The sequence below is a fragment of the Rhodococcus sp. NPDC003348 genome, assembly GCF_053589375.1.
The window spans coordinates 1-25,528 of record NZ_JBSFRT010000012.1 but is presented as its reverse complement, the minus strand read 5'-3'; the positions used below and the strand labels follow the sequence as shown (position 1 = coordinate 25,528).

General features: G+C 70.7%; 25 protein-coding genes. 12 read left to right on the top strand and 13 right to left on the bottom strand.

Annotation, left to right across the window (positions count from 1 at the left end; all coding sequences use genetic code 11):
• Positions 1 to 21: 21 nt before the first annotated feature.
• Positions 22 to 1,017: a bile acid:sodium symporter family protein gene (locus tag ACWDU4_RS10455; protein ID WP_450113829.1), complete on the bottom strand. Its 996-nt coding sequence runs from the start codon at positions 1,015 to 1,017 to the stop codon at positions 22 to 24.
• Positions 1,018 to 1,092: 75 nt separating this feature from the next.
• On the opposite strand from ACWDU4_RS10455, the gene ACWDU4_RS10450 reads away from it, so the two are divergent.
• The 4 genes from ACWDU4_RS10450 (at position 1,093) to ACWDU4_RS10435 (ending at position 4,279) form a co-directional block, all read left to right on the top strand.
• Positions 1,093 to 1,962, top strand: a complete 870-nt coding sequence (locus ACWDU4_RS10450; protein WP_450113828.1) for a LysR family transcriptional regulator — start codon at positions 1,093 to 1,095, stop codon at positions 1,960 to 1,962.
• 210 nt (positions 1,963 to 2,172) lie between these two features.
• Positions 2,173 to 2,487: a hypothetical protein gene (locus ACWDU4_RS10445; protein WP_450113827.1), complete on the top strand. Its 315-nt coding sequence runs from the start codon at positions 2,173 to 2,175 to the stop codon at positions 2,485 to 2,487.
• A gap of 258 nt (positions 2,488 to 2,745) precedes the next feature.
• A complete protein-coding gene (locus tag ACWDU4_RS10440; protein ID WP_450113826.1) occupies positions 2,746 to 3,066 on the top strand; it encodes a hypothetical protein in 321 nt (106 codons plus the stop codon).
• Between the two features lie 907 nt (positions 3,067 to 3,973).
• Positions 3,974 to 4,279, top strand: coding sequence for a hypothetical protein (locus ACWDU4_RS10435; protein WP_450113825.1), 306 nt, complete (start codon positions 3,974 to 3,976; stop codon positions 4,277 to 4,279).
• A gap of 111 nt (positions 4,280 to 4,390) precedes the next feature.
• Here ACWDU4_RS10435 and ACWDU4_RS10430 read toward each other — a convergent pair whose 3' ends face one another.
• Complete coding sequence (locus ACWDU4_RS10430; RefSeq protein ID WP_450113824.1) at positions 4,391 to 5,506, bottom strand: NDMA-dependent alcohol dehydrogenase; 1,116 nt, start codon at positions 5,504 to 5,506, stop codon at positions 4,391 to 4,393.
• A 28-nt stretch (positions 5,507 to 5,534) separates the two neighbouring features.
• On the bottom strand, positions 5,535 to 6,956 hold the full coding sequence (locus ACWDU4_RS10425; RefSeq protein WP_450113823.1) for a coniferyl aldehyde dehydrogenase: 1,422 nt from the start codon (positions 6,954 to 6,956) through the stop codon (positions 5,535 to 5,537).
• Positions 6,957 to 7,197: 241 nt separating this feature from the next.
• On the opposite strand from ACWDU4_RS10425, the gene ACWDU4_RS10420 reads away from it, so the two are divergent.
• Complete coding sequence (locus ACWDU4_RS10420) at positions 7,198 to 7,650, top strand: hypothetical protein (RefSeq protein ID WP_450113822.1); 453 nt, start codon at positions 7,198 to 7,200, stop codon at positions 7,648 to 7,650.
• A gap of 107 nt (positions 7,651 to 7,757) precedes the next feature.
• The gene (locus ACWDU4_RS10415; RefSeq protein WP_450113821.1) at positions 7,758 to 8,276 is read left to right on the top strand and encodes a nuclear transport factor 2 family protein; all 519 of its coding nucleotides are present in this window, start codon (positions 7,758 to 7,760) and stop codon (positions 8,274 to 8,276) included.
• Here the strand turns inward: ACWDU4_RS10415 and ACWDU4_RS10410 are convergent.
• The gene (locus tag ACWDU4_RS10410) at positions 8,249 to 9,232 is read right to left on the bottom strand and encodes a DUF1648 domain-containing protein (RefSeq protein WP_450113820.1); all 984 of its coding nucleotides are present in this window, start codon (positions 9,230 to 9,232) and stop codon (positions 8,249 to 8,251) included. The two genes, ACWDU4_RS10415 and ACWDU4_RS10410, sit on opposite strands and share 28 nt — an antisense overlap.
• 117 nt (positions 9,233 to 9,349) lie before the next feature.
• On the opposite strand from ACWDU4_RS10410, the gene ACWDU4_RS10405 reads away from it, so the two are divergent.
• Entirely contained in the window at positions 9,350 to 10,591 is a 1,242-nt protein-coding gene (locus ACWDU4_RS10405; protein WP_450113819.1) for a wax ester/triacylglycerol synthase domain-containing protein, read from the top strand.
• Between the two features lie 22 nt (positions 10,592 to 10,613).
• Here ACWDU4_RS10405 and ACWDU4_RS10400 read toward each other — a convergent pair whose 3' ends face one another.
• Entirely contained in the window at positions 10,614 to 11,108 is a 495-nt protein-coding gene (locus tag ACWDU4_RS10400; protein WP_450113818.1) for an SdpI family protein, read from the bottom strand.
• Positions 11,109 to 11,330: 222 nt separating this feature from the next.
• Between ACWDU4_RS10400 and leuS the strand changes: the two genes are divergently transcribed.
• Positions 11,331 to 14,198, top strand: a complete 2,868-nt coding sequence (leuS, locus tag ACWDU4_RS10395) for a leucine--tRNA ligase (protein WP_450113817.1) — start codon at positions 11,331 to 11,333, stop codon at positions 14,196 to 14,198.
• Between the two features lie 90 nt (positions 14,199 to 14,288).
• Here leuS and ACWDU4_RS10390 read toward each other — a convergent pair whose 3' ends face one another.
• On the bottom strand, positions 14,289 to 15,092 hold the full coding sequence (locus ACWDU4_RS10390; protein ID WP_450113816.1) for an alpha/beta hydrolase: 804 nt from the start codon (positions 15,090 to 15,092) through the stop codon (positions 14,289 to 14,291).
• A gap of 82 nt (positions 15,093 to 15,174) precedes the next feature.
• Between ACWDU4_RS10390 and ACWDU4_RS10385 the strand changes: the two genes are divergently transcribed.
• From ACWDU4_RS10385 to ACWDU4_RS10375, 3 genes are all read left to right on the top strand, one after another.
• Positions 15,175 to 15,549, top strand: a complete 375-nt coding sequence (locus tag ACWDU4_RS10385) for a nuclear transport factor 2 family protein (RefSeq protein WP_450113815.1) — start codon at positions 15,175 to 15,177, stop codon at positions 15,547 to 15,549.
• A gap of 78 nt (positions 15,550 to 15,627) precedes the next feature.
• Positions 15,628 to 16,437, top strand: a complete 810-nt coding sequence (gene mftM, locus ACWDU4_RS10380; protein ID WP_450113814.1) for a mycofactocin oligosaccharide methyltransferase MftM — start codon at positions 15,628 to 15,630, stop codon at positions 16,435 to 16,437.
• Positions 16,438 to 16,531: 94 nt separating this feature from the next.
• Positions 16,532 to 16,684 carry a hypothetical protein gene (locus tag ACWDU4_RS10375; RefSeq protein ID WP_450113813.1) on the top strand — a complete coding sequence of 51 codons (153 nt, stop codon included), beginning with the start codon at positions 16,532 to 16,534 and terminating at the stop codon, positions 16,682 to 16,684.
• Here ACWDU4_RS10375 and ACWDU4_RS10370 read toward each other — a convergent pair.
• The 7 genes from ACWDU4_RS10370 to ACWDU4_RS10340 form a co-directional block, all read right to left on the bottom strand.
• Positions 16,677 to 17,360, bottom strand: coding sequence for a MadR family response regulator transcription factor (locus ACWDU4_RS10370; protein ID WP_450113812.1), 684 nt, complete (start codon positions 17,358 to 17,360; stop codon positions 16,677 to 16,679). The two genes, ACWDU4_RS10375 and ACWDU4_RS10370, sit on opposite strands and share 8 nt — an antisense overlap.
• Positions 17,360 to 18,703, bottom strand: coding sequence for a MadS family sensor histidine kinase (locus tag ACWDU4_RS10365; RefSeq protein WP_450113811.1), 1,344 nt, complete (start codon positions 18,701 to 18,703; stop codon positions 17,360 to 17,362). Before ACWDU4_RS10365 ends, ACWDU4_RS10370 begins: the two co-directional genes overlap by 1 nt.
• Positions 18,704 to 18,722: 19 nt before the next feature.
• A complete protein-coding gene (locus ACWDU4_RS10360) occupies positions 18,723 to 19,931 on the bottom strand; it encodes an iron-containing alcohol dehydrogenase (RefSeq protein WP_450113810.1) in 1,209 nt (402 codons plus the stop codon).
• A 152-nt stretch (positions 19,932 to 20,083) separates the two neighbouring features.
• Positions 20,084 to 21,589, bottom strand: coding sequence for a MadC family VWA domain-containing protein (gene madC / locus ACWDU4_RS10355; RefSeq protein ID WP_450113809.1), 1,506 nt, complete (start codon positions 21,587 to 21,589; stop codon positions 20,084 to 20,086).
• A 56-nt stretch (positions 21,590 to 21,645) separates the two neighbouring features.
• Positions 21,646 to 22,716, bottom strand: coding sequence for a MadB family AAA-type ATPase (locus ACWDU4_RS10350; RefSeq protein WP_450113808.1), 1,071 nt, complete (start codon positions 22,714 to 22,716; stop codon positions 21,646 to 21,648).
• Positions 22,717 to 22,867: 151 nt separating this feature from the next.
• Positions 22,868 to 24,139, bottom strand: coding sequence for an NDMA-dependent methanol dehydrogenase (gene mdo, locus ACWDU4_RS10345; RefSeq protein WP_450113807.1), 1,272 nt, complete (start codon positions 24,137 to 24,139; stop codon positions 22,868 to 22,870).
• 197 nt (positions 24,140 to 24,336) lie between these two features.
• Entirely contained in the window at positions 24,337 to 24,906 is a 570-nt protein-coding gene (locus ACWDU4_RS10340; protein ID WP_450113806.1) for a hypothetical protein, read from the bottom strand.
• 329 nt (positions 24,907 to 25,235) lie between these two features.
• Here ACWDU4_RS10340 and ACWDU4_RS10335 point away from each other — a divergent pair.
• Positions 25,236 to 25,528 (top strand): FAD-dependent oxidoreductase (locus ACWDU4_RS10335; RefSeq protein ID WP_450113805.1); only part of this gene is annotated, 293 nt, incomplete at its 3' end.

Here is a 25,528-nt window from a genome sequence, read left to right as displayed (position 1 = left end):
CGACCACTCCCCCGAGGGGTGTCAGGATGCGGGAACGGGCTCGCGGTCGGGGTCGATGCGGCGGGCGTAGCGCTGGGCCAGCGCGGCACACACGATCAGCTGGATCTGGTGGAAGATCATCAGCGGCAACACGATCAGCCCGATCGGCTGGCCGGCGAACAGCACCGCCGCCATCGGCAGGCCGGTGGCGAGGCTCTTCTTCGACCCGCAGAACAAGATGACGATCCGGTCGGGCAGCGAGAACCCGAGGGCCTTGCCCGCGTACGCGGTTGCCGTCATCACGGCCGCGAGGATCAGGCAGCACACCGCGACCAGCGCGACGACATTCCACGCGGACAGCCCGTCCCAGGCGTGCTCGACCATGCCGGCGCTGAACGCGGCGTAGACGACGAGCAGGATCGAGCCGCGGTCGACGAGCTTGGTCGGCTCGGCGTACTTCTGCAGGAATCCCGCGACCCGCGGTCGGATCAGTTGTCCGAGGAGGAACGGGATCAGCAGCTGCACGACGATGTCGACGATCGACGACGCGTCGACGTGCGCCTCGCCGGTGGTGTTCATCAACAGGATCACCAGCAGCGGGGTGACGAACACGCCGAGCAGGTTGGACATCGACGCGCTGACGATCGCCCCGGCGACGTTGCCGCGGGCGATGGAGGTGAACGCGATCGACGACTGCACGGTCGACGGCACGAGGCACAGGTACAGCACGCCGGTGTACAGCTCCTCGGTGAGCACCGACGGCACCAGGATCCGCAGCGCCAGGCCGATCAGCGGAAAGAGCACGAACGTCGCGGCGAACACCACCGAGTGCAGTCGCCAGTGCTTCAGGCCCTCGAGTGCTTCCCGGGGGTGCAGTCGGGCGCCGTAGAGCAGGAACAGGAAGGCGATGGCGATCTTCGTGGCCCGTTCGAGCGTGGTCGCGCCGGCGCCGGAGGCCGGGAAGATGCTGGCGAGCACCGCGACCGCGATGATCGACAGGATGAACCCGTCGACGTGGAACCTGCTCAGAAACCTCACCCGACCACGGTAGGGCGAGCACCGGGTATCGGAGAAGTCGATGAGACCGATTATTCGCATCGAGAAACGTGATAAATGTCGGGGATGCTGGATCCGGTGCTGCTCCGTTCCCTCGTCGCCGTCGATCGCGAAGGCGGGTTCACCGCCGCCGCGGCACGGCTCGGCCTGAGTCAGTCCACCGTCAGCGGACACGTGGCGCGCCTCGAGAAGTCGGTCGGCCGGGAACTGCTGCGCCGCGACACCCGCAACGTCGAACTGACCGCCGACGGAGCCGCGATGCTCGGCTTCGCGCGCACCATCCTCGACGCGTCACAGCAGGCAGAGGCGTATTTCGCGGAACCCGCCCTGTTCGGGCTGCTGCGGTTCGGGGTCTCCGACGACCTCGTCGCCGCCGAGCTGCCCGAGGTGCTGCTGGAGTTCCGGCGCAGCCACCCGCGGGTCGACCTGGAGCTGACGGTCGGGCTCAGCGAGACGTTGGGGGCGAAGGTCGCGGCCGGTGAACTCGACCTCGCGTTCGGGATGCGCCGGCCCGGGGAACGGCACGGGGAGCTGGTCTGGCGCGACCGCCTCGTGTGGGCGGGATCTCCCGAGAGCGAGGTCGCCGATCCCGCCGCCGGTCCGGTGCCGCTGGTGACCTATCCCCCGCCGAGCATCACCCGGCGGGCGGCGATGGAGGCGATGGAGCGGGCGGGGCTGGTGTGGCGGACGACGTGCGTGACGGACAGCCTGCTCGGCCTGCGCGCGGCGGTGCTGGCCGGTCTCGGGTACATCGTGCACGCCGAGTCGATGCTGCCGGACGGCCTGGTGCCGCTTCCCGGCCACGCCCTGCCCGACCCCGGCGACGCCGACTTCGTGGTGATGCGCCGCCCCCGGCCCGCGACCGGGCCGGAGGCCGCGCTGACGGCGCTCATCGTGGCCAGCGAACGCCGCCTGCGCCGCAGCTAGGTCCGAATCACTCAAGTGAGTAGGACCCACGGCGGAGGGACCGCCGCGCGGTGGGGGATCCTGGCTCGGGTCGTGTTTAACGCTGTGACCTGCAAAAACTGGAATCCGATTCGGCCGCAGGACTGGCCGATTCGCCCTAGTCTGGCTCGGTCGGGGGGCGCCGTGCCGGGTATGGGCGCCCCGGTCCCACATTCGAACGAAGGAAGTTGCATGTCTCGAAATCTGGCGCGCCGCAGCGCGTCCGTCCTGGTCGCGGCGGCCGTGCTCGGCGGTGGCCTGGCCCTCGGTGGGGGCACGGCGTCGGCCCAGGAGACCGACCCCGTCTTCGGCGGTTCCGTCGCAGAATTCGGCCAATTCGTCGCCGACGTCATTCTTCCCCCATTGGGCAGCTCTGAGCCCGGGTCTGGCAGCGCCGCTGTGGGCAGCAGCGAACCCTGCGAGAGCTGGGTAGAAATGGGGGAAGACAGCCCTGGCTGCATATTCTCCTACCGCTACCTCCCCACCGAGCTTGCTTCCCTGAGTTAGGGCACTTCTCCCAATCCCTGTTGCGGGAGTGGGAGACACACCTCCTCAGGTCCGAATCACCCAAGTGAGCGGGACCGACGGCGGCAGGACCACCGCGCGGTGGGGGTCCTGCCGCCGGTCGTGTTCAACGCTGTGAACTGCGGAAGCTGAATCTGATTCGGCTGCAGGACTGGCTGATTCGCCCTAGTCTGGCTCGGTCGGGGGGCGCCGCGTCGGGTGTGCGCCCCGGTCCTCACACTTTCGAACGAAGGAAGTTGCATGTCTCGAAATCTGGCGCGCCGTGGCGCGTCCGTCCTGGTCGCGGCGGCTGTTCTTGGCGGTGGCCTGGCCCTCGGTGGGGGCACGGCGTCGGCCCAGGAGCCCGAGCCCGGCGGCAGTTTCGTCGAAGTCGTCGTCGGTGCCATTGTCTACCCGCTAACGAACGCGGGAATCATTTATCCGGGCAGCCTTGAAACGAACAGCGCTGCTGTGGGCAGCAGCGGTGAGCCCTGCCACGGGGTCTCCGATAATCCGGAACCGGATGGTCCTGGCTGTTTTGGTGTCATCCGCGTCCTCCCCGACGAGTTCATTGAGTCGTAGTGCGCGACTGGCTGAAGGCCCTTCCCAGCACTTCCAGTTAGGTCATGTAGCGGGATCCCTGTTGCGGGAGTGGGAGCTAGGTCCGAGTCGCTCAAGTGAGCGGGACTCACGGCGGCGGGACCGCCGCGCGGGTGGGGGATCCTGCCGCTGGTCGTGTTTAACGCCGTGAACTGCGGCGACTCGGGTCCGATTCATATGCAGGACTGTCTGATTCGCCCTAGTCTGGCTCGGTCGGGGGGTGCCGTGCCGGGTATGGGCGCCCCGGTCCCACATTCGAACGAAGGAAGTTGCATGTCTCGAAATCTGGCGCGCCGCGGCGCGTCCGTCCTTGTTGCGGCGGCTGTGCTCGGCAGTGGCCTGGCACTCGGTGGGGGCACGGCGTCGGCCCAGGAGACCGACCCCAGTTTCGGCGAATCGTTCGTCTATCTCGCTATCGATCTCGCTACAGTCATTGTTCCCCAACTGACGGGCAGCGCTGCGGGCCCCGTTCAGTCGGGCAGCGCTGCTGTGGGCAGCAGTGAGCCTTGCGACGGGTTCTACGAAGGGGTGCCCCGCCCTGGCTGTCTTGGTCACCTCCGCGTCCTCCCCGCCGAGATCTTTGAGTCGTAGTGCGCGACTGGCTGAAGACCCTTCCCAGCATTTCCCGTTAGGGCACCTCTCGCGATCCCTGTCGTGGGATCGGGAGACACGCCTCAGGTCCGAATCGCCCAAGTGAGTGGGACCCACGGCGGCAGGACCGCAGCGCGGCGGGGGGTCCTGCCGCCGGTCGTGTTTAACGCAGTGAACTGCGGAAACTCGAATTCGATTCGGCTGCAGGACTGGCCGATTCGTCCTAGCCTGGCCCGGTCGGGGGGCGCTGCGTTGGGGTGGTCGCCCCGATCTGTCACATTCGAACGAAGGAAGTTGCATGTCTCGAAATCTGGCGCGCCGAGGCGCGTCCGTCCTGGTCGCGGCGGCTCTGCTCGGCGGTGGCCTGGCCCTCGGTGGGGGCACGGCGTCGGCCGAGGAGTACGACCCCTACGCCGGCGATCTGTTCATGCAGGTCGCCGCAGTCCTTCTTTCCCCACTGGGCAGCGCTGCGGGCCCCATTGAGTCGGGTAGCGCTGCTGTGGGCAACACCGAGCCCTGCCACGGGGTCTTCGCAGAGGAACCGGAACCTGGCTGTTTTCTTGGTGTCTTCCGCGTCCTCCCCGACGAGCTGGCTGCCAGTTAGGCATGTCTCCCGATCCCTGTCGCGGGATTGGGAGACATGCCCCGCGTCGACGCCCGCGCACCGTCGGGCCCTGTTCGGCCCGACGGTGGCGGAGCGTCCGCACGAGCGGGATCAGAAGACGATCACGCCGCGCAGGTTCCGTCCGGCGTGCATGTCGTCGAAGCCCTGCGCCACCTCGTCGAGGGTGTAGGTGGTGGTGACGAGGCCGTCGAGTTCGAGCTTGCCGGCGGTGTACAGGTCCACCAGCCACGGGATGTCCGCGGACGGGGCGGAGGCGCCGAACAGTGAGCCCTGCAGCCGCTTCTGGTAGAGCGTGAGCTCCATCGGGCTGATCGGGATGCCGACATCGGTCATCTTCCCGAGGCCGGTCACCACGCAGACGCCGGCCTTGCGGATGGCGGAGAACGCCTGCGCGATGTGGTCGCCGGTGGTCACGCCGACGGTGACGATGGCCGCGTCGGCGCCCTGGCCGTTGGTCAGCGAACGGGCCACCTCGGTGGCCTCCTCCATCGTCGAAAATGCCTGGGTGGCACCGAACTTCAGGGCACTCTCCCGTTTGAAGGCAACCGGGTCGACGGCCAGGATGTGCGCCGCGCCGGCGTGCGCGGCGCCCTGGACGGCGTTGATGCCGATTCCGCCGACACCCATCACGATCACCGTCTGACCGGGGTAGACCTGCGCGGAGTTCACCGCGGCGCCCCAACCGGTGCCGACGCCGCACCCGAGCAGGCACAGCGTCTCGAGCGGCAGGTCCTTGTCGACCTTGATCGCGGAATCGACGCTGACGGTGGTGTATTCGCTGAACGTCGACAGGCCGCAGGTCTGCGCCACCGGCTGCCCGTCCAGGCTCAGGCGGTAGCTGTTCGGGTCGTCGGGGCGACCGCCGGTCATTATGGCCGCGCCGCGGTCGCACAGGTTCTGCAGGCCCTTCGCACACCAGCGGCAGCGTCCGCAGCCGGAGACGAACGAGAAGATCACGTGGTCGCCCTCGGCGAATCCGGTTGTCTCCGGGCCCACCTCGACGACGACGCCGGCGCCCTCATGGCCGCCGCAGATCGGGTACACGCCGACGGCATGATCGCCCAGTGCGATGTGGTCGTCGGAGTGGCACATGCCCGACGCGACCATCTTGACGGTGATCTCGTCTCGGCGGGGGGCGTCGAGGTCGAGCTCGACGACCTCGTAGCGGCCGGGGGTGCTGCGGATTATGGCACCGCGGGTCTTCACATGTGCTCCTTCACAGTCGAATCGGGGGTTACGGGGTGACCTGGGCTGCGATGCCGGCAGCGAAGCCCTCGTGGTACGGCGGGACCATCCCCCATTCGCGGCGCATGTCGACGGCGGGTGCCTCGAACACCGCCCGCGCGTGGCTGAATTCGAGGAAGCCTTCGCGGCCGTTGTAGTGGCCCATGCCGGACGCGCCGACGCCACCGAACGGGGCGTCCTGCAGTCCGGGGTGCATCATCACGTCGTTCACGGTGACGCCGCCCGAGAGGGTGCGCCCGAGGACGGTCTCCTTCTCCTGCTCGTCGGTGCCGAAGTAATACAGCGCCAACGGGTTCGGACCGGCGTTGATCTCGTCCAGCACGTCGTCGAGGGTGTCGTATCCGACCACCACCATGGCGGGGCCGAAGATCTCCTCGTGGCGGATGACGGCGTCGGCGGGCGGGTCGACGACGACGCGCAGGGGCCGCCGGCGGCCGGTGGCCGGGAGGGGTCCCGCGGGTGCCGACTCGACGCGGGCACCGCGCGCGGCGGCGTCGTCGACGTAGCCGTCGATCCGGGCCAGGTGCCGGTCGTTGACGACCGCGACCGCATCCCGGTTGTCCTCGACGGTGGGGATCAGGCTCGTGTACTCCGCCAGCACACCGGAGACGAACTCGTCCAGCCTCTCCCGTGGGACGTAGGTGGTGTCCGGGTTGACGCACAGCTGACCACCGTTGCTGTTCTTGCCCACGGCGATCCGGAACGCGGCAGCGGGCAGGTCGGCGCTGCGACCGATCACCGTCGGCGACTTGCCGCCGAGCTCGAGCGTCACCGGCACCAGGTTCTGTGCGGCGTTGGCCATCACCAGCTTTCCGACCGCGGAGCTGCCGGTGAAGACGAAGTGGTCGAACGGCAGCGACGTCAGGGCGTCCGCGACGTCGGGTCCACCGAGGACGACGGCGACGACGTCGGGGTCGAGCAGCGTCGACACGGCGTCGGCGATCACGTCCGCGGTACGGGGCGCGATCTCGGACGGCTTGAGCACCGCCCGGTTACCGGCGGCGAGGACCCCGGCGAGCGGGCTCAGCAGGGTGAACACGGGGGCGTTCCAGGTGCCGATGATCCCGACCGAGCCCTTCGGCTGGAACCGGACCTGGGCGGTGGCCCCGAGCTGGTCGTACGGGGCGAACACCGGTCGATCCTCCGGGCGCATCCACGTTTCCAGGTTGTCGCGGGCGTGCTTGAGGGCGGCGAGGGAGCCGAGGACGTCGTTCATCAGCGAGTAGCCCTCGGGGCGTCCGCCGAAGTCGGCGTCCATCGCTTTCGCGAGGTCGTCTGCGCGGGCGACGACGAGGTCGATCACCTGCTGGATACGGGCTCGGCGCTCCTCCGCGCTCGCGGGGCCGGCGGCGACGTGAGCCCGGCGCTGGCGGGTGAGAAGGTCCGAGATGTGTGCGTTCGCGTTGTCCACGTGGCGGACGGTAGGCCGTGATCCAGGTCACGTCGGGTGTCGTCCCGTGGAGTGGGACTGGTCCACGGGGCGGTTCTGCCGCGCGGAGGCCGCGGCAGCAACGACTCAGCAAATTTCCTGTGACCTCGATCCCATCCCGTGTCTGCGCCGCGAGGTTGGGGTCTCGTTCCGCTACCTTCAGGAAACGGCAAATTGCCAGCATCCAATACTGTTCGATGCGAGCGGGTCGAAAGGAACCGAGTTGAGGCTGATCGCGGCAGATCCGGTGGCCACCCTGACGGCGTTGGAGGTCGAATTCGACCGCTCGATCCGGCTGTCCGCACTGCCCGTTCACCTGAGCCGCCGCGCCGGCTGCGACGCCGCGCAGGGTGCCGTCCTCGACGCCCTCGGTGACGAGCAGGTCCGGTACCTCCCCATCGGAGACGCACCGGGTGTCGCCTGCCTCGTGGTCGGCGCCGGGCAGTCGCAGTCCCATCCCGTCAACACCCTGGCCGGGGAGATCGCCTCGCACTACGGGGCGGGTGGTCCGGCGGTCCTGCGCGGCCGGGCGTTGATCGTCGGGGGCAGGCCCGATGCGCCGACCACACTGACCGAGCGCACCGCGCAGGACCTGGCGCACATGGTCATGATCGAGGTCCGGATGAGGACTTCGCGGGTGTGCTCCGTTCCGATGGTGAGGTCGCCCAGGCAGTGAGCCGGGCATCCGGACCGGCGTCCCGCCCAGCGGATTCGGCGATACGGGCCTGATCCCGAAACTGCAAGAGTCACTTCCGACATCCGCGCAAGTGACAGGAGACCGCCGTGCCGCACCATCCCGGACTCGATCCCGCCCACACCCTGCTCGCGATCGAGGAGATCAAGGCGGTGTTCGCCAAGCGGCTGCGGGTGATGGACGCCAAGCAGTGGGACCTGTACCCCACCTGCCACACGGATGACGTCGTCAGTGCGACCTACGGTGGCCTGCCGCAACAGTTCCAGCCGCAGACCGAAGGCGAGTCGAACCGGGTCGTCGGGCCGGAGGCGGTGACGAAGGCGATCTCCGGGTTCCTCGACGGCGGCATCCCGATCACCAGCGTCCACCACGGTCACACCCCGGAGATCGAGCTGACGTCCGCGACCACCGCGCGCGGCGTGTGGGCGATGGAGGACCACCTGTGGTGGCAGGACGGCGACGTCGAGCAGTCGCTGCACGGCTACGGCCACTACCACGAGGAGTACCGCTGCGTGGACGGCCGCTGGCTGATCTCGTACCGCAGCCTGAGCCGGCTTCGGGTCGACGCGACGGACGGCTTCTACGGGTTCCTGTCGACGCGGCTCTGAAAGCTCGCGTCCGCGAGCGCGTTGAGGGCGCCGGCCATCTCGGCGGCACGGGCGGTGGTGACGGTCAGCCGCTGCCCGTTCGCCGCGGTGAACACCAGGGCCGGGCCGGTCTCGGTGACGACGCCGAAGTTGCCGCGACCCTTGGTGCGCACTCCCCAGCCGCCGAAGTCGCGGAACGGCGCGACCTCGGTGACCTTCGCGCCCTCGAGTTCGTCGACGCCGTAGCCGAGCGCGCACATGCCCATGTTGAACACCCGCAACCCGGACTCGTCGACCACCACGCGGTAGCGCAGCAGCCCGATCACGAGCAGGCTGACCGGGAGGAACACCGCCAGCAGCCACCACGAGTCGGCGAGGCGGCACAGCCCGACCGTCACCAGCGCGGCGAGGCCGACCAGGACCGCGGTGGTCCCGGCGCCGAGACCGATCTTCGCGACGATGGGCAGTGCCAGCGGCCCCCGGGGCAGCTTCGCGTCCGGGCGGCCGGCGGCGGGCCGACGTTCCCGGTGGTCGCGCAGCAGCGATGCGCCCCCGACCCCGACGGCGCCGCCGACGAGGATCCCGACCACGATCGCCGTCGTCGACAGCCGGGCGTCGGCGGGGTCGGCGAGATCGAGGTGCGCGGCGACCAGGCCGAACCACAGCGCCAGCATCAGGCCGGTGACGGCGGACCCGACCATCAGCATGGTGCGGCGCGTCATCAGCATCGCCTGGGCGAGGGCCGCGACGGCGCTCGCTCCGCCGCCGATCAGGACGATGACCAGAGCAAACGTCCAGGCCGCCGACCCGGTGGCGGTGAACCCGTCGGCAACCCCGTCGCTCCAGTGGACGGCCAGGGTGGCGGGCAGTCGCGGGCGCCACAGTCGGGCCGTCAGCAGCACCGCGGCCGCCGACAGGACGGGCACCGCGACGCCGAAGACGACACCGGCCGGGTCGAACGCCCTGCTTTCGCTCATGGCCGCCGATTCAACCAGGCCGGCGGTGCGCGCCGCGGCCGTGCGTGATTTTCACCCGCACCGGGGTGAGAATCACGCACAGTACGAAGGGACCTGCGGAGCGAAGGAGCTCGACAGATGGCCGGTCCGGCAGCGGACGTTCCGATCTCGGCGGTGGACACGGCGATTCTCGGCATCAACGTCGCCGGTCAGCCCTACGTGGTGACCCTCGCCGGGCTGTTGGCCCCCGGCGGTTTCGTCGACGCGGCCGGCCACCCGGACGTGGCGCGACTGACGGAGTACCTCGCACCGCGGGTGGCGCGGGAGCCGGACCTGCAGCAACTCCCGCAGTGCCGCGGCGGTCGGTGGTGGTGGGTGCGCGTGCCGGTCGAGCTGCCGGCGCACGTCACCGTCGAGTCCGCGTCCGACGCCGGCGGCTTCGAGGCGCTGTGCGGGCGACTGGTCATGGAGCCGCTGCCACACGATCGTCCGCTGTGGCACATCACCCTCGTGCCCGCGGCCCGGCCGGGGCGGTGCGGTGTCGTCGTGCGGCTCCACCACGCCGTGGTGGACGGCGCACGGGCCAGTGCACTGGTCGAGCGGCTGTTCGGCTTCGACGAGGGGTCCGGGGCGGCGGGAGTGCCCGGGGCCGGGGAGGCGCCGGGCGGGGACGTCCCCTCGCTGGTCGCGCGGGTGCGCCACGGCCTGCGCATGTTCCTGCGGCGGCCGGTTCGCTCCCGGGTGCTGCTCGGGCCGGTCGGCAGCGCACGTGACGTGGCCTCGACGAGCGTGGATCTGGCCCGGTTGGAGGCGGGTGCGGCGGCGCGCGGCGGCACGGTCAACGACGCCTACCTGGTCGCGGTCGGGCAGGGGCTGCGCGCAGTGCTGACGGATGCGGGCGAGCCGGTACCGGACGTGCTCACGGTCTCCGTGCCGGTGCTGGTCGACTCCCGCGGCGGGGCGCACAACGCCGTCGGAGTCATGCTCGTCGCCGTCCCCCTCGGGGACACCGACGCGGCCCTACGAATCGTCGCGCGCCGGACGGCGGAGACGAAACCGCTCGCCCGCGCCGCGGGGACCGCGGTCGGGTCGCCGCGGCTCACCCGCCTGTTCAACGTCTTCACCGCGCACCAGCGCGTCATCGCGACGGTCGCGTCCAACGTCCGCGGCCCACGGCGTCCGCTCGTCGTCGAGGGCGCCCCGCTGGTGGAGATGTGCGCGCTCGGCCCGCTCGCCGGGAACGTCCGCGTCGGCTTCACCGCCGTGTCGTACGCCGGTCGGCTGTGGGTCGGCATCGAGTGCGATGCCGACCATCTGCCTCCGGCCGCCCGCATCGCGGAGGGTGTCGGCAGGGCGCTGCGGTCGATCTCGGACGGGTGACGGACCTCGCCTACGACCGGTCTCAGTGCGGCAGGCAGGCGCCCTTGAGGGAGCAGGCGCCGCAGGAGTCCGTCCCGCAGTCGGCCGCGGCGGCGGCGTCGGCGGGCGACTCGGTGGCGCAGACGGAGGTCGTCGTGGTGGCGGCGGGGGCACTGCCGCACCCGCAGGCGTCCCCGCAGCCGGCGGGCGCGGCCGCGGCGGCGGCGCGGGCACCGGCGGTCCCGCCGTAGCCTGCGGTCACGAGGGCGGCGAGGGCGGCGACCGCGGCCACGGCCAGGCCCCCGATCGTGCCCAGGGCCAGCGCACCGATGCCGCCGATGACCAGCAGCAACGCGGACGCGGCCATGGTCGGTCCGGCGATCCGGTTGGCGAGGCGGAAGGTTTCCTCGGAGGCGAGGGTGTCGGGGGTGCGGACCCCGGCCCAGCGGTTGCGCGGCAGTCGGCCGGTCATCCCGGCGACGGCAACGCCTCCGACGACGAGGGCGACGACGAACAGCACGCTGGCAACGATGAGCACGGCTACCAGGGTACGTCGGGGGCCGTGCGGTGGGGTCCCGAGGGGGACGCTTTAGGCTGGTGTCGGGAAACCCTGCCCGGAATCCGGGTGCGGTGCCCCTGACCGCGGAGCCCGCGGCGACCGTGTACCCGTAGCCGGCGGCGACCCTGAACCGAGTCGACGGGTGGCAGGGACCACGCCTCCAGGCTCTCCAGACCCCAGCGCAGAGAAGACAGCGAATCAGTGACCGAGTCAGTGCAGCAGCCAGGCGGCGACGCGACCCCTCAGCACCGTTACACCGCGGACCTCGCGGGTCGTATCGAGGCACGCTGGCAGGACCGGTGGCGCGAGCGCGGCACCTTCAACGCCCCCAACCCGGTCGGTGACCTCGCCGGCGAGCTGCCCGCGGACAAGCTGTTCGTCCAGGACATGTTCCCGTACCCGTCCGGTGCAGGCCTGCACGTCGGGCACCCGCTCGGCTACATCGCGACCGACGTGTTCGCGCGGTTCCACCGGATGCACGGCCACAACGTGCTGCACACCCTCGGCTACGACGCGTTCGGCCTGCCCGCCGAGCAGTACGCGGTGCAGACGGGCACGCACCCGCGGACCACCACCGAGGCGAACATCGAGAACATGAAGCGGCAGCTGCGCCGGCTCGGTCTCGGGCACGACGAGCGTCGCAGCGTCGCCACCACCGACGTGGACTTCTACCACTGGACGCAGTGGATCTTCCTGCAGATCTACAACGCCTGGTACGACACCGAGCTGAACCGGGCGCGGCCGGTCGCCGAGCTGGAGGCCGAGTTCGCCTCCGGTGCCCGCACTCCGGCCGACGGGCGCGCGTGGGCGGACCTGTCGGACGCCGAGAAGCACGCCGAGATCGACTCGTACCGCCTTGTCTACCAGTCCGATTCGATGGTCAACTGGTGCCCGGGCCTGGGTACGGTGCTGGCCAACGAGGAGGTCACCGCCGACGGCCGCTCCGAGCGCGGCAACTTCCCGGTGTTCCGCAAGCACCTGCGGCAGTGGATGATGCGGATCACCGCGTACTCCGACCGGCTCACCGACGACCTCGAGTACCTGGACTGGCCGGAGAAGGTCAAGTCCATGCAGCGCAACTGGATCGGACGCAGCCACGGTGCCCGCGTCAAGTTCGCCGCGCACCGGGAGCACGGCGGCGGTGGCGATGCCACCCCGGACTACGACATCGAGGTGTTCACCACCCGCGCTGACACCCTGTTCGGCGCCACCTACGTCGCGCTCGCCCCCGAGCACGAGCTGGTCGACCGGCTGGTCGCCGACGTCTACCCGGACGGCACGGATCCGCGCTGGACCGGCGGCGCCGCGACCCCGACCTCGGCCGTCGCCGCCTACCGTGCCGCGATCGCCGCGAAGTCGGACCTCGAGCGGCAGGAGAGCAAGGAGAAGACCGGCGTCTTCCTCGGCTCCTACGCCGTCAATCCCGTGAACGGGCACAAGGTTCCGGTGTTCATCGCCGACTACGTGCTCACCGGCTACGGCACCGGCGCCGTGATGGCGGTACCCGGCCACGACCATCGTGACTGGGAGTTCGCCACCGAGCTCGGGCTGCCGATCCTCGAGGTCATCTCCGGCGGCGACATCACCGAGGGCGCCTACACCGGTGACGGTCCGCTGGTGAACTCGGGCTTCCTCGACGGGCTGCCGGTCGACGAGGCGAAGAAGGCCGTCATCGCGCACCTCGAGGCCGACGGTCGCGGCGTGGGCACCATTCAGTACAAGCTGCGCGACTGGCTCTTCGCGCGGCAGCGGTACTGGGGCGAGCCGTTCCCGGTCGTCTACGACGAGCAGGGTCTCGCGCATGCGCTCCCGGAATCGTCTCTGCCGGTTGAACTTCCGGAGGTCGAGGACTACGCGCCGGTGTCGTTCGACCCCGACGACGCGAACTCCGAGCCGTCGCCGCCGCTGGCGAAGGCGTCGGACTGGGTCAACGTCGAGCTCGATCTCGGTGACGGGATGAAGAACTACCACCGCGACACCAACGTGATGCCGCAGTGGGCGGGCAGCTCCTGGTACCAGCTGCGCTACATCGACCCGACCAACCGGGACACGTTCTGCGCCAAGGAGAACGAGCAGTACTGGATGGGTCCGCGGCCCGAGCTGCACGGCCCGAACGATCCGGGCGGCCTGGACCTGTACGTCGGCGGCGTCGAGCACGCGGTGCTGCACCTGCTGTACTCGCGGTTCTGGCACAAGGTGCTCTTCGACCTCGGGCACGTCAGCTCGTCGGAGCCGTACCGGCGCCTGTACAACCAGGGCTACATCCAGGCGTACGCGTACACCGACAGCCGCGGCGTCTACGTGCCCGCCGCGGACGTCGTCGAGAAGGATGGGAAGTTCTTCTACGAGGGCGCCGAGGTCAACCGCGAGTACGGCAAGATGGGCAAGTCCCTGAAGAACGCCGTCGCGCCGGACGAGATCTGCGAGGAGTACGGCGCCGACACGCTGCGCGTGTACGAGATGTCGATGGGTCCGCTGGACACCTCGCGGCCGTGGGCGACCAAGGACGTCATCGGTGCGCAGCGGTTCCTGCAGCGCGCGTGGCGCGTCGTCGTCGACGAGGAGACCGGCGCGGTGCGGGTCACCGACGCCGAGCCCTCGGAGGACACCCTGCGGGCGCTGAACAAGGCGATCGACGGCGTCAACGCCGACTACACCGCGCTGCGCGACAACACGGCGGTCGCGAAGCTGATCGAGCTGACCAACCACCTGACCAAGGCGTACCCGGACGGTGCCCCGCGGGCGGCGGTCGAGCCGCTGGTGCTCATGCTCGCGCCCGTTGCGCCGCACGTCGCCGAGGAACTGTGGTCGCGGCTCGGGCACGAGACCTCGCTCGCGCACGGCCCGTTCCCGACCGCGGACGAGAAGTGGCTGGTCGAGGACTCGGTCGAGTACCCGATCCAGGTCAACGGCAAGGTCCGCAGCCGCATCACCGTCGCGGCGGACGCGGACCCGAAGACCATCGAGGCCGCCGCCCTCGCGGACGAGAAGATCGTCGCCTTCCTCGACGGCGCCGATCCGCGGAAGGTCATCGTCGTCCCCGGCAAGATGGTGAACATCGTCAAGTAGGCAGGTGCCCGCGGCACTTCGCTCGGGGCCACCACTGCGCACACCCGCGCGGCATCGACTGCCGCGCGGGTGTGGCCGTTCTCGGGCCGGTCAGAGCACGTCGTGCACGAACGCGAGGAGGTCGTCGACCACCTCGTCGCGGTTGGTCTCGTTGAGGATCTCGTGCCGCGCCCCGGGATAGGTCACGTACCGGGAGTCCTTCCCCGCGAGTCGCTCCCAGCCCTCCGCCGTCCCCTCACGCGGGACCAGACCGTCGTCGGTGCCGTGCATCCACAGCACCGGGACGGTGTCCACGGCACCGGCCTCGTTGATGGTGTCGAGGCCGCGCCGCAGCGCCTCGAGCGTGGGCCGTCGGAAGGGGCCGTGCCAGACCAGCGGATCGGCCAGGTACGCCTCACCCACGCGCGGATCGCGGGAGAGAGTGGCCGGGTCGATCGGGGTGTTGGGGATCTCGTCGGCCGCGAGCAGTGTGTCCACGACGTCCCAGCGGCCGAGCACCGGCGCGGAGAGCACCACCGCGGCCAGTCCGTCCCCGAACCGCTGCGCGAACCTGGCCGCGATCATCCCGCCCATCGAGTGCCCGATCAGCACCACCGGCAGGTCCGGGTGCTCCCAGCGGGCGACGTCCTCGAGCAGCCGGAAGTCCTCGACGATGCGCTCGACGTCGTCGATGAGCACCCGCTCGCCCGCGCTGAGGCCGTGCCCGGCGTGGTCGAGGGCGTAGACGGCGGCGCCGTCGGCGACCAGGCGCTCGGCGAGGTGACCGTAGCGTCCGCAGTGTTCGCCGTAGCCGTGACACACGAGGGCCAGGTAGCGGGGGTTCGCCCCGGAGGTGCGCCCAGCGGCCAGGACGCCGGCGTGCCCGTCGAGGGTGAAGGCGGTGGGCTCGTTCATCCGCGAAGCCTATGCCCGGCGGGGGTCCGTTGTTTATCCTCGGCGCTAGAACATGTTCCAGAAATTCGAATGGGAGACAGACATGGCGCCGTCGCGCGAGAGCATTGTGGCCACCATTGAGGCGTACGTGAAGGCGGTCGCATCCGGCACCGTCGACGATGTCCTCGCGCTGTACGCGCCGGGTGCCACCGTCGAGGACCCGGTCGGCACCGAGGTGCGCACCACCGAGGAGCAGTTGCGCGAGTTCTACGGCATCATCGAGCCGCTCGAACAGGTCGTGGAGCTCGGCCTGGTGCAGGTCGCCGGCGCCAACGCCGCCTTCGGCTTCGAGCTCACCACCATCCACGGCGAGAGCCGGCTGGGCCTGACCGTCATCGACGTGATGACCTTCGACGACGACGCGAAGATCACCTCGATGCGCGCGTACTGGGGACCGGAGAACATGATCACCAACTGACACCCGTCCGGTCGGGTAGGGCCGGGACCGTCCGTCGGCCGGGCGCGCACGGGGTGCCCGCGGATCTAGCGTCGACGCATGATGGATCCGTTGGCGACCTGCCCTCCCGGCCGATGGCGGCACGGCGACGTCGAGGTGATGAGAAGTCTTGTCCCGCGGCAGGAATCGACACTCACCGCGCTCCGTTCGGGCCGTGGTCTGACGGTCACGCACCGGCTGCGGCCATCCGACCTGTCCGACCGGCTGGCCACCCGCGTCGCCGACGAGTTGGAGCTCCGCACGCCCGCGGACTTCGAGGCCGTGATCGTCGGACTGGTCCGCTCCACCGTCAGCGACCCGCGCGCCGCCTGGGCCCTCTACTACGACAACTCGCTGCGCGAACTCCTCGCAGGCACGGCACCTTTCGCGCGGGTTCACGAGTACGGCGCGGCACTCGTCGAGGGGGACACCGTCGTCGACCTCGGCTCCTGCTTCGGGTTCTTCGCGCTGCGCCTGGCGCTGGCCGGGCATCGGGTCACGGCCACCGACATCTGTGACGGCACCATGCGGCTGCTGTCCACCGTCGCTACCGACCTGGGAATCCCGGTCGACACGCTCGCCTGCGACGCCGCGGACGTGCCGCTGCCCGACGACTCCGCGGACACCGTCACCGCGATCCATCTGCTCGAGCACGTCGACTCCGAGGTGGGGGCGCGGATCGTGGCGGAGGCGCTTCGGGTCGCGCGGCGGCGGGTGGTGATCGCGGTGCCGTTCGAGGACGAGCCGACCGTGTGCCACGGCCACGTCCGCACGTTCGACGAGGAATCACTGCACGCGCTCGGCGCCGCGACCGGGTACCGCTACCGGGTCACCGAGCACCACGGCGGCTGGCTGGTCATCGACCTCTAGGTCGCGCGAGTGTGCACCTGTCGGCGGGTCACTCGGCCGAGGCGCCGCCAACTGCACCGTCGCTCCGTACAACCCTCTGTCCCGAGGAGAAGTCATGCGTGTCCCACTCTGGATCGGCTTGCCTGCCGTGATCGTCCTGTCGACCGCCGATGTGGTCCTCGCGCTCCAGACCCGTGCGGTGGGGGCCGCGGCGCGTGCGGTGATCCGGCGGATGCCGACTCCGGCATCCGGTACCGGCGTCAGATGAGTCCGCGCTTGCTGGCCTCGTAGACGGCCTCGGCGCGCCGGGTGACGCCGAGCTTGCGCATCAGGTTGCTCACGTGGAACTTGACGGTGGTCGCCGAGATGAACAGCTTCTCCCCGATCCCGCTGTTGGACAGTCCTTTCGCGAGCAGCGCGAGAACCTCGATCTCGCGATCGGTGAGCTTCTCGGACTGCACGCCGGTGCGCCCGAGGGACTGGACGACGGTGGCCGCGGTGCGTGAGTCGAAAGCGCTCTCCCCCTGCGACACCGCGCGGATCGCGCGGACGAGTTCGGTGGTGTCGACGTCCTTGACGACGTAGCCGCGCGCCCCGGCCTGCACGGCCTCCAGGACCAGGCGTTCGTCGAGGAAGGTGGTCAGCACCAGCAACCCCATCCGCGGGTGCGCGGCCGACAGCGCCCGGCACAGCACCAGGCCCTCGTAGTCGGAGCCTGCGCCGAGCTTCAGGTCGATCAGCACGATGTCGGGATCGATCTGGGCGGCAAGGGATTCGGCGCCGGATCGGCTGTCGGACTCCCCCACGACCTGCAGGTCGGGCTCGCGGTCGAGCACTGAACGCAGACCCTGCCGCAGGATCGCGTGATCGTCGACGAGCAGGATCCGCACCGGCCGGGTGGCGGATCCGGGCACTGCGTCGGGGGCGAGGTGCGGGGCGGGCATCACTGGGCCTCCATCGGTAGCGTGACGGCGACGCGGACACCGCCGATCCGGGCGCGGCGGACCGTCAGGTCGCCGCCGAGTTCACGGGCGCGGGTGGCCATGTTCGCCAGACCGCGGTGGTGTCCGTCCACGTCCCCGGCGACCGCCTTGCGCAGTGCGGCGCGGATCCGGATCGGGTCGCCGGTGCCGTCGTCGTCGACGGCCAGGCCCACCTCGGTCGGCCGATATGTCAGCCGCAGCACCGCCCGGCGCGCGTCGGCGTGCACTGCGGTGTTGAACAGCGCCTCGCCGGCGATCCGCAGCAGGGCGTGCTCGACCTCGCCGCTCAGTTCGACGGGAGTGCCCTCGACCCGCAACTCCACAGCCAGGTCGGTGGGGGTCGGGACGACGCTCAGCTGCTGCAGCATGTCCGGCAGCGTGGCCGTCGCGGCGTCGGGGGTGTTGTTGAGGGTGAAGATCGCCGAGCGCAGCTGCTCGACCGCCCGCCGCGTCATCTCCTTCGCGAGGTCCAGCCGTTCGCCGCGCTCGCCGGCCGGAATGTCGCCCAGGCACACCTCGATCTGCATGCCCGCCGACAGGACCGCCTGGGTGACGCTGTCGTGCAGTTCGCGGGCGATGCGGCGGCGCTCGTCGTCGAGGATCTGGTGCCGGTGCGCGGCATCGAGCTGGCGTTGCGCGGACGCGAGTTCCGCGTTGCGCACGGCCAGGTCGGCGGCGGTGCGGCGGGCCTGCGCGGACGCGTGCTCGGCACGTTCGAGTGCGACGGTGCCGCGTTGGTACAGCGCCGAGTTCTGCAGTGCGACAGCCGTTTGACTGGCCAGGATGTTCAGCACCGAGGCGTCGGTGGCGTCCAGGCCGCGGGTGGTCCACGCCGCGATCGCACCGACCACGCCGCCGTCGAGGACGAGCGGCACGTACGCGTGCCGGTGGTCGAGTTCGGGGCGGTCGCCGTGTCCGGTCGCGCCGGTCCGGATGCCGTCGAGGCAGTCGAGAACCATGTCGGGCAGCGGTGGGCCCTCGACGTTGTCGACCAGGAACGGTGTCGCGTCCGGGCCGAGAACCAGGCGCCGCGGTCCCGCGTCGGGCAGGGCCCCGTCGCGGAGGGCGAACACCACCCAGCGGGCGCTCAGGTGTGCCCGCGCGGCCTCCGCGACCGCACAGACCAAGGTCTCCGGGCCCTCGACGGTGCGCACCAGGGCGCGGGAGATCAGGTCCAGCGCGTGCACCATCCGCTCGAGCCGTTCCGCGGCGCCCCGGTACTGCGGGTAGTAGCTGGACTTCCCGGACCGCAGCCCGGTCAGCACCGCGAGATCGGGTGCCGCGGAGTCCGGATCGTGCGTCACCGTCGACCGCCGACGCGAGTCACAGTGCCGCCCGGTACAACTCGACCATCTGGGTGTGCGTGGCGCTGCGCGGGTTCGTGGACATGCACGCGTCGCGGAGGGCGAAGTGCGCCAGCCGGTCGAGATCCTGCTCCCGGACGCCGAGCGCACCCAGCCCGCGCGGCACCCCGACGTCGCCGGCCAGTCGCTGCACCCGGTCCGCCACCGCCAGCGCCGCCTCCTCGGCGGTGCCGCGATGCTCGTCGAGGCCCAGGCTGCGGGCGATCTCCACGTAGGGCGTGGGGTCGGTGGAGGCGTTGAACCGGATGACGTGCGGGAGCAGGATCCCGTTGATCACCCCGTGCGGCAGGTCGAGCAGGCCGCCGACCTGGTGGCTCATCGCGTGCGCGGCACCGAGGATCGCGTTCGTGAACGCCAGTCCCGCCTCGAGGCTCGCCTGCGCCATCGCCGTCCGCGCCGCCATCCCCCGGGGATCGGTGATGGTGTGGGGAAGGTTCTCGGTGACCATCCCGACGGCCCGCAGCGCGTGGTGGTCGGTCAGCGGATTGTGCGCCAGCGAGACGAATGCCTCGATCCCGTGCGTCAGGGCGTCGAGTCCGGTCGCGGCGTTGAGCCATTCGGGCATGGTGGTGAGCAGACGCGGGTCGATGACGGTGACGTCGGGGACCAGGGAGCGTCCGATGATCGTGATCTTGGTGCCCCGCTCGGTGTCGGTGACGATGCAGAACTGGGACACGTCCGCACCGGTGCCCGAGGTGGTCGGGATCATCACCAGCGGCGGGATCGGGACCTCCGCGCGGTCCACGCCCTCGTAGTCGAGGATGTTGCCGCCGTTGGACGCCAACACCGCGACACCCTTCGTCGCGTCGATCACCGAACCGCCGCCGAGCGCGATCAGCACGTCACAGCCGTGCTCGCTGTACCGCTCGTGCCCGGCCGCGATCTCGTGGTCCTTCGGGTTCGGCGTCAGCCCGTGCCAGACCGTCGCGGTCAGGCCACATTCGCGCAGACATCCGAGGAACTCGTCGACCCAACCGGCCGCGATCAGCCCGTCGTCGGTCACCAGCATCGGGCGGGTCGCGCCCAACCGGACGGCCGCGTACGCCGCCTCCTGCAGCGAGCCGAGCCCGAACACGATCTCCGGGGCGTGGAACTTGACGGTCCGCGGAACGTCGCGGGGGGCCTCCGGCGGCACGGTCACGCCGTGAGGGGGATATGCGACAGACACCGGCGACGCTCTTCTCATCCGACCACGAACTGTGACACAGCTTACAGCTGCTGAATCCACAGTACCGACCCACCGGCCGGGCCCCCACACACCTTCGGGCAGGTCCGGACCTACCCGATCGGGTAGGTCCGGACCCGCCCGAAGGACGGGGCTCAGGACAGCGCGTGCGCCAGCTCCCCCGCCTTGGCGACCAGCTGCTCGGCGTCGCGGGCGATCACCACCCGGTCGCACACGTCGGCGTACTCGCTCATCGCGCAGGTCGCCTGGCCCCAGTAGCGGCGCGGCTCGGGCGTCACCCACGCCAGCCGGTGTGCCCGCCGGCGCAGGACTGCGAGCTGGTCGGCCTTCGCGGGCAGCCCGTTGCAGCGGGCGTCGCCGACGACCAGGACCGCGGTCCGCGAGTCCACCAGGTCGGTGCCGCCGCTCAGCACGCGGTCCAGCACCCGCCCGTAGTCGCTGCTCGCCTCGAGGTCGATGCGAGGGTCGGCCAGCACCGCCGCGAGGGCGTCGTCGCCGCCGCTGCGCAGCAGCACGTCCGTCACGTCGACCGGGTCGTCGACGAACGCGAGCACCCGGCAGCGGTCCGCCCGCCGGTGCATGGCCTGCGCCAGCCGCAGCGTGAACGCGGTGACCGGCCGCACCGAGAGCGAGACGTCCGCGAGGATCAGCAGGCGCACCCGGTCCGGGACCGGTGTCCGCGTGACCAGCCGGAAGGGGACGCCGTCGGTCCGCAGGCTCGCGCGCGTGGTGCGGGGCATGTCGAGGCCGCCGCGACCGTGGAGACGCGGCCGGGGCCGCGGGGCGCCGCGCATCCGGCGCAGCACCTCGTGGCAGGCCAGGTCCACGTCGGCGTGCGGGTCCCGTTCCTCGTCGAGTGCGCCTGCCGACGGGATCGCGCCCGGGGCGAGGCCGGCCTGCGCGGCCAGCGCGGCGACGAAGGACTCCACGGCCTCGGTCAGCCGGGTCAGCTGATCCTCGGTCAGGGCGTCCTCGTCGCCGGTGCCGTCGCCGTAGGTGCGGGACGGGTCGTACGCGTCGAGCCAGGCGAGGATCGCGGCCGGGTCGTCCCAGCTCAGCGTCCCCGACGCCACCGCACCGGACGCGTCCGCCAGCTGCCCGACCGTCGCCGCCCCGGCCCGCTCCACCTCGACGGTGTAGGTGACGCCGCGCCGGCCGGCGTCGGTCTCGGTGGAGACGGTCAGTTCGGTGTTCGGCGCGGAGACCGTGACGTCGTCGTCGTCGGTGTGCGGGTTGAATCCCATCGGCGACTCGGTGGAGTCGAAGTACTCCCCCGCCTCGGCGACCCGCTCGTTGTACTCGGCGTACCGGCCGATGTCGGAGTCCTCGGCGATCTCCATCTCCTCGGGCAGTCCGGTCGCCGACTCCTGGTGCGCCTGACCGAGGGGGGAATCCGTTGTCGGTGAGTAGGTTCCGCGGAACAGCGCGTCGAACGCGGCGTCGAAGCCGGCCTGTTCGTGCGCGTACTTCGCGCAGGTGGCGCGCAAGGCGGCCCGCAGCGCGTCGCGGTCACGCGCGCCGAGCAGGCCCAGCACCCGTCGCACCTCGATCACCTCGGCGGGAGACGCCGACACCCCGGCCCGCCGTAGCAGGCCGCCGAACAGCGCCGCCACCACGTCCAGCAGTTGCCGAGTGCCCACGTGCTGCGCCCTCCGCTCGGCCGGTGCCCCGGTGACTGCGCACTCGGCGGTCACGGTCACCGCCCCCGCAGTCCGGTGCCGCGCACGCTCGCCCCGCCGCGCTCGGCACCGCCGGTGCCGCGGAAGGCCGCGGTGGTGGTGTTGGCGGGCGCCTCCGCGATCGTCACGGGGCGCGTCGGTCGATCGGAGCGCGTTGCGGGGGAATCCGTTTCGCCGTGCAGGCGACCCAGAGCGAGGTTGCGGTCGCTGGTGTACTTGAGCAGGGTGGCGTACAGCGTCCGCCGGGTCTCGTCGGAGACCGGCTCCCCGGCCGCGGTCAGCAGGGTCGCGGCCCGGCTCGCGTCGATGACCTCGGAGATCGACGGGCTCTTTCGCAGTGGCAGGTCCCGCAGTGTCCGGGCCAGTTCGACGACGTCGGCGGCGACCGCGGGTTCGACCTCGGGAGCGCGGGCGGTGACCACCTCCCGTTCCCGGTCGGGGGTCGGGAAGCCGAGGTGGAAGTGCAGGCAGCGGCGCTTGAGCGCCGGGGAGAGCTCCCTGGTGTCGTTGGAGGTCAACACCACCCACGGGGTCGAACGGGCGGTGACGGTGCCGATCTCCGGGATCGTGACCTGCTTCTCGGCCAGCACCTCCAGCAGCAGCGCCTCCAGCGACTCCTCGGTGCGGTCCACCTCGTCGACGAGCAGCACCACAGGCTGCTCGGAGAGCACCGACTCGAGCAGCGGCCGCACCGACAGGAACGCCTCCGAGTACAGACCGAAGTCACGGCCGGCGAGGTGGCGGGATGCGGAGTCGAGGTCGGGCAGGCCGGCGGTGTCGGCGGTGATCCGGTCCCGCAACATCTGCACGTGCAGAAGTTGTTTCGCGTAGTCCCACTCGTAGAGCGCCCGGCTCGAGTCGAGGCCCTCGTAGCACTGCAGCCGCACCAGCCTGCGGCCGCTCGCCGCGGCCAGCGCCTTCGCCAGCTCGGTCTTGCCGACGCCCGCGGGGCCCTCGAGCAGCAGCGGCCGGTCCAGTGCGGTGGCCAGGTGGGTGACCGTCGCGAGGTCGGTGTCGGCGATGTAGTGCTGCTCGCGCAACGCGTCCACCAGCTCGGCGGCCGACGCGAAGGTGCGTGGATCGGTCATGGGCCCGATGACACGAGGTTCTGGGTGGATGTCCTCGTGCGGGAGGGTGGCCGAAGTCATTGCAGCGCTCCGTCTCTCGTGGATGGGTGGAACCCGCGGCCGGGGCGGGCAGGGGCAGGGGGTCTCGCCCCGGCCGCGGAAGGGGGTGCGGTCAGTAGGTGCCGTTGATGCAGTGCCCGACGACCGGGATCATCGACTCCACCGTCACCTCGCGCGGGTTTCCGGGGGTGCACCAGTCGCCCTGGATGTGCTCGGAGATCGCCCGCACCGTCTTGTCGTCACCGGAGATCGACTCGCCCCGGCCCGTGTACTTGCCGGTGTTCATCTGGTTCTTCTCGTAGGTGTCGGTGCGCACCGACGCGAAGTTCTCCGGGATACCGACGTCGCGGGAGAGCCGGATCGCCGCCTCGACCGCGGCGTCCGCGGCCTGCACCGTGGTCATGTTGCGAGTGTCGACGCCCATCGCGGTCGCAAGCCGGGCGAAGTGTTCGTAACGAGAGGGCAGGTTGTACTCCCACACCCTGGGCAGTGCGATCGCATTGTTGAGGCCGTGGTGGCTGTCGAAGAATGCGCTCATCGCGTGCGAGATGGAGTGGATGATGCCCAGGCCGCCCGAGTTGAACGCCTGCGCCGCAATGTATTGCGCGTTCATCATGCCCTCACGCGCCTTGAGGTTGCGCGGGTCGAAGACCGCCTCGCGCAGGTTCTGCGCGACCAGCTCCGTCGCGTAGAGGGCGTTGCCGAGGGACGGGGCGAAGTCGAGCCGGGAGACGTACGGCTCGCTCGAGTGCGCCAGCACGTCGAAGCCGCAGTAGGCCGTGAAGTGCTGCGGGAGGCTGTAGTACAGCAGCGGGTCGTCGATCGCGAGGGTGACGATCGTGGCCTCGTCGAAGCCGACCCACTTGTGCGGATGGTCCATGTCGGAGGTGTCGGTGATGACGTACGCCCACGACGTCTCGGAGCCGGTGCCCGCGGTGGTGGAGACCGCGATGTGCGGTGGATTCTGCTTGTTGGTGGACTTGGCGAAGCCCTCGAACTCGTTGATGTTGCGGCCGTCGTGCGCGATCACCACGCGGGCACCCTTCGCGGCGTCGTGGCTGGAGCCGCCACCGATGGAGATGATGCTGTCGCACTTCTCCGTCTGGTAGAGCGCCGCCGCCTCCATGACGTTGTAGTCCTTGGGGTTCGACTCCACCTTGTCGTACAGGACGACGTCGAGGCCCTGGTACTCGAGCTTGCCGATGATCTCCTCGATGATCCCCGACCCGCGCAGGCCGGTGGTCATCAACAGCACCCGCTGGAACCCGAGGTTCTTCGCCTCGACGCCGATGATGTCGTGGGCGCCGACGCCAAGGAGGGCGCGCGGGAAGGGATGGAACTCCTTGATGGGGAAGTCCCAGATCTGGTTGAGCTCGATGGCCATCGGAGGTCTCCTCGTGTCCGGTGCGCGTATGTGACGCGCGTCTCACGAGGGAACTCTGGTGGGCCGGATCACCCGGACGGAAGGTCTCGGCGGCCGAACCGTCCGGTTGCCGGCGCCGAACCGTCCGATCGGGTAGGTGCCGCCGGGCCCGGGTGGTCAGCCTCCCCGCCACGGGCGGGGAACGCAGGGGCCGCGGATCAGGCGGCGCGGGCGAAGGTGGCCCAGGCGCGGGCCGCGACGCGTCCACCCTCGCCGACGGCGGTGAGCACGACGTCCACGCGCGGCTCCCCGTCGGCGGTGTACTCCTGCACCACCTCGCCCGAGCACGACAGCGGCTCGCCGGCCGGGGCCGCGGAGACGAGACGGGTGCGGAACCGGCGCACCGACTCCGCCCCGAGCCAGTCGGTGGCGTAGTTCGCCAGCATCCCCACCGTCGTGGTGTCGCCACCGGCGCCCTGCGTCCAGGCGTCGGCGATCAGGCGGCCGTCGGCGTCCCGGTACTCGGTGAGCCGGTCGTGCTCGCCGTCGCGGACGGTGACGGTCAGCAGGTCGCCCGCCCGCGGCGGCGTCCCGAAGAACCGGCAGTCGCGCTCGGCCGGGACGTCGTGCTCGCCGGCGATCGGGTCGGTGCCGCACAGGTAGGTGGGCGGAACCACGGCCCGGTCCTCCCGGTAGGCCCGGTGCGTGCACCCGGTCGCGTCCGCGAACGCGCGGATCCGGTCGGGGTCGACGGTGAACCGTCCGTCCGCCTGCAGGGTCGTCTCCATGTGCGCTACCTCCGATCGGTGCCGATGGCGTCACGCTAGGCGCCGCGAAGCGGCGGGGGCAGCGGAATTCCCGCTGATCGGGAGCACTGCGGAGGCGCCCGATCGCGGGCCCGTTCTCCCGCAGGATGGGACGTTCGGGTCCGATGTCGCGGGAACCCGGGTAGACGAGAGGGGCAACTCCGCGAGGCGGATCACCGCCGACCGTTGCCCGGCCCATGACGGGCGGGGCAGCGAGCCGTCGGCGGCGGCGAGGGCACCCTCCACTCGCGGGCGGGTACCGATGTCCGGCCGCCCGCGTGGCGTATCCTGGATCACTGAAAGGCATTGTCATGGCGAGTAATTCGGACGACCTCCGGCCGAGGTCGGCCGCCGAGGTCGAGCAGTGGGACTACGAAGCGGACGTCGTCGTCGCGGGTTTCGGTGTCGCCGGGGCGGCCGCCGCGGTCGGTGCCGCGCAGGACGGTGCCGAGGTGCTGGTGCTCGAGCGCACCGGAGGCTGGGGCGGCGCGGCCGCGATGGCCGGCGGCTTCATCTACATGGGCGGCGGCACCCCGCTGCAGAAGGCGTGCGGGTTCGAGGACACCGTCGACAACATGAAGGCCTTCATGAAGGCGGCGCTCGG

Bases quoted from the DNA above. Each gene is read 5' to 3' on its own strand.
- ACWDU4_RS10450 (WP_450113828.1), top strand. From the start codon at position 1,093: ATGTCGGGGATGCTGGATCCGGTGCTGCTCCGTTCCCTCGTCGCCGTC.
- ACWDU4_RS10445 (WP_450113827.1), top strand. From the start codon at position 2,173: ATGTCTCGAAATCTGGCGCGCCGCAGCGCGTCCGTCCTGGTCGCGGCG.
- ACWDU4_RS10440 (WP_450113826.1), top strand. From the start codon at position 2,746: ATGTCTCGAAATCTGGCGCGCCGTGGCGCGTCCGTCCTGGTCGCGGCG.
- ACWDU4_RS10435 (WP_450113825.1), top strand. From the start codon at position 3,974: ATGTCTCGAAATCTGGCGCGCCGAGGCGCGTCCGTCCTGGTCGCGGCG.
- ACWDU4_RS10410 (WP_450113820.1), bottom strand. From the start codon at position 9,232: ATGAGCGAAAGCAGGGCGTTCGACCCGGCCGGTGTCGTCTTCGGCGTC.
- ACWDU4_RS10405 (WP_450113819.1), top strand. From the start codon at position 9,350: ATGGCCGGTCCGGCAGCGGACGTTCCGATCTCGGCGGTGGACACGGCG.
- ACWDU4_RS10390 (WP_450113816.1), bottom strand. From the start codon at position 15,092: ATGAACGAGCCCACCGCCTTCACCCTCGACGGGCACGCCGGCGTCCTG.
- ACWDU4_RS10385 (WP_450113815.1), top strand. From the start codon at position 15,175: ATGGCGCCGTCGCGCGAGAGCATTGTGGCCACCATTGAGGCGTACGTG.
- mftM (WP_450113814.1), top strand. From the start codon at position 15,628: ATGATGGATCCGTTGGCGACCTGCCCTCCCGGCCGATGGCGGCACGGC.
- ACWDU4_RS10375 (WP_450113813.1), top strand. From the start codon at position 16,532: ATGCGTGTCCCACTCTGGATCGGCTTGCCTGCCGTGATCGTCCTGTCG.
- ACWDU4_RS10370 (WP_450113812.1), bottom strand. From the start codon at position 17,360: ATGCCCGCCCCGCACCTCGCCCCCGACGCAGTGCCCGGATCCGCCACC.
- ACWDU4_RS10350 (WP_450113808.1), bottom strand. From the start codon at position 22,716: ATGACCGATCCACGCACCTTCGCGTCGGCCGCCGAGCTGGTGGACGCG.
- mdo (WP_450113807.1), bottom strand. From the start codon at position 24,139: ATGGCCATCGAGCTCAACCAGATCTGGGACTTCCCCATCAAGGAGTTC.
- ACWDU4_RS10340 (WP_450113806.1), bottom strand. From the start codon at position 24,906: ATGGAGACGACCCTGCAGGCGGACGGACGGTTCACCGTCGACCCCGAC.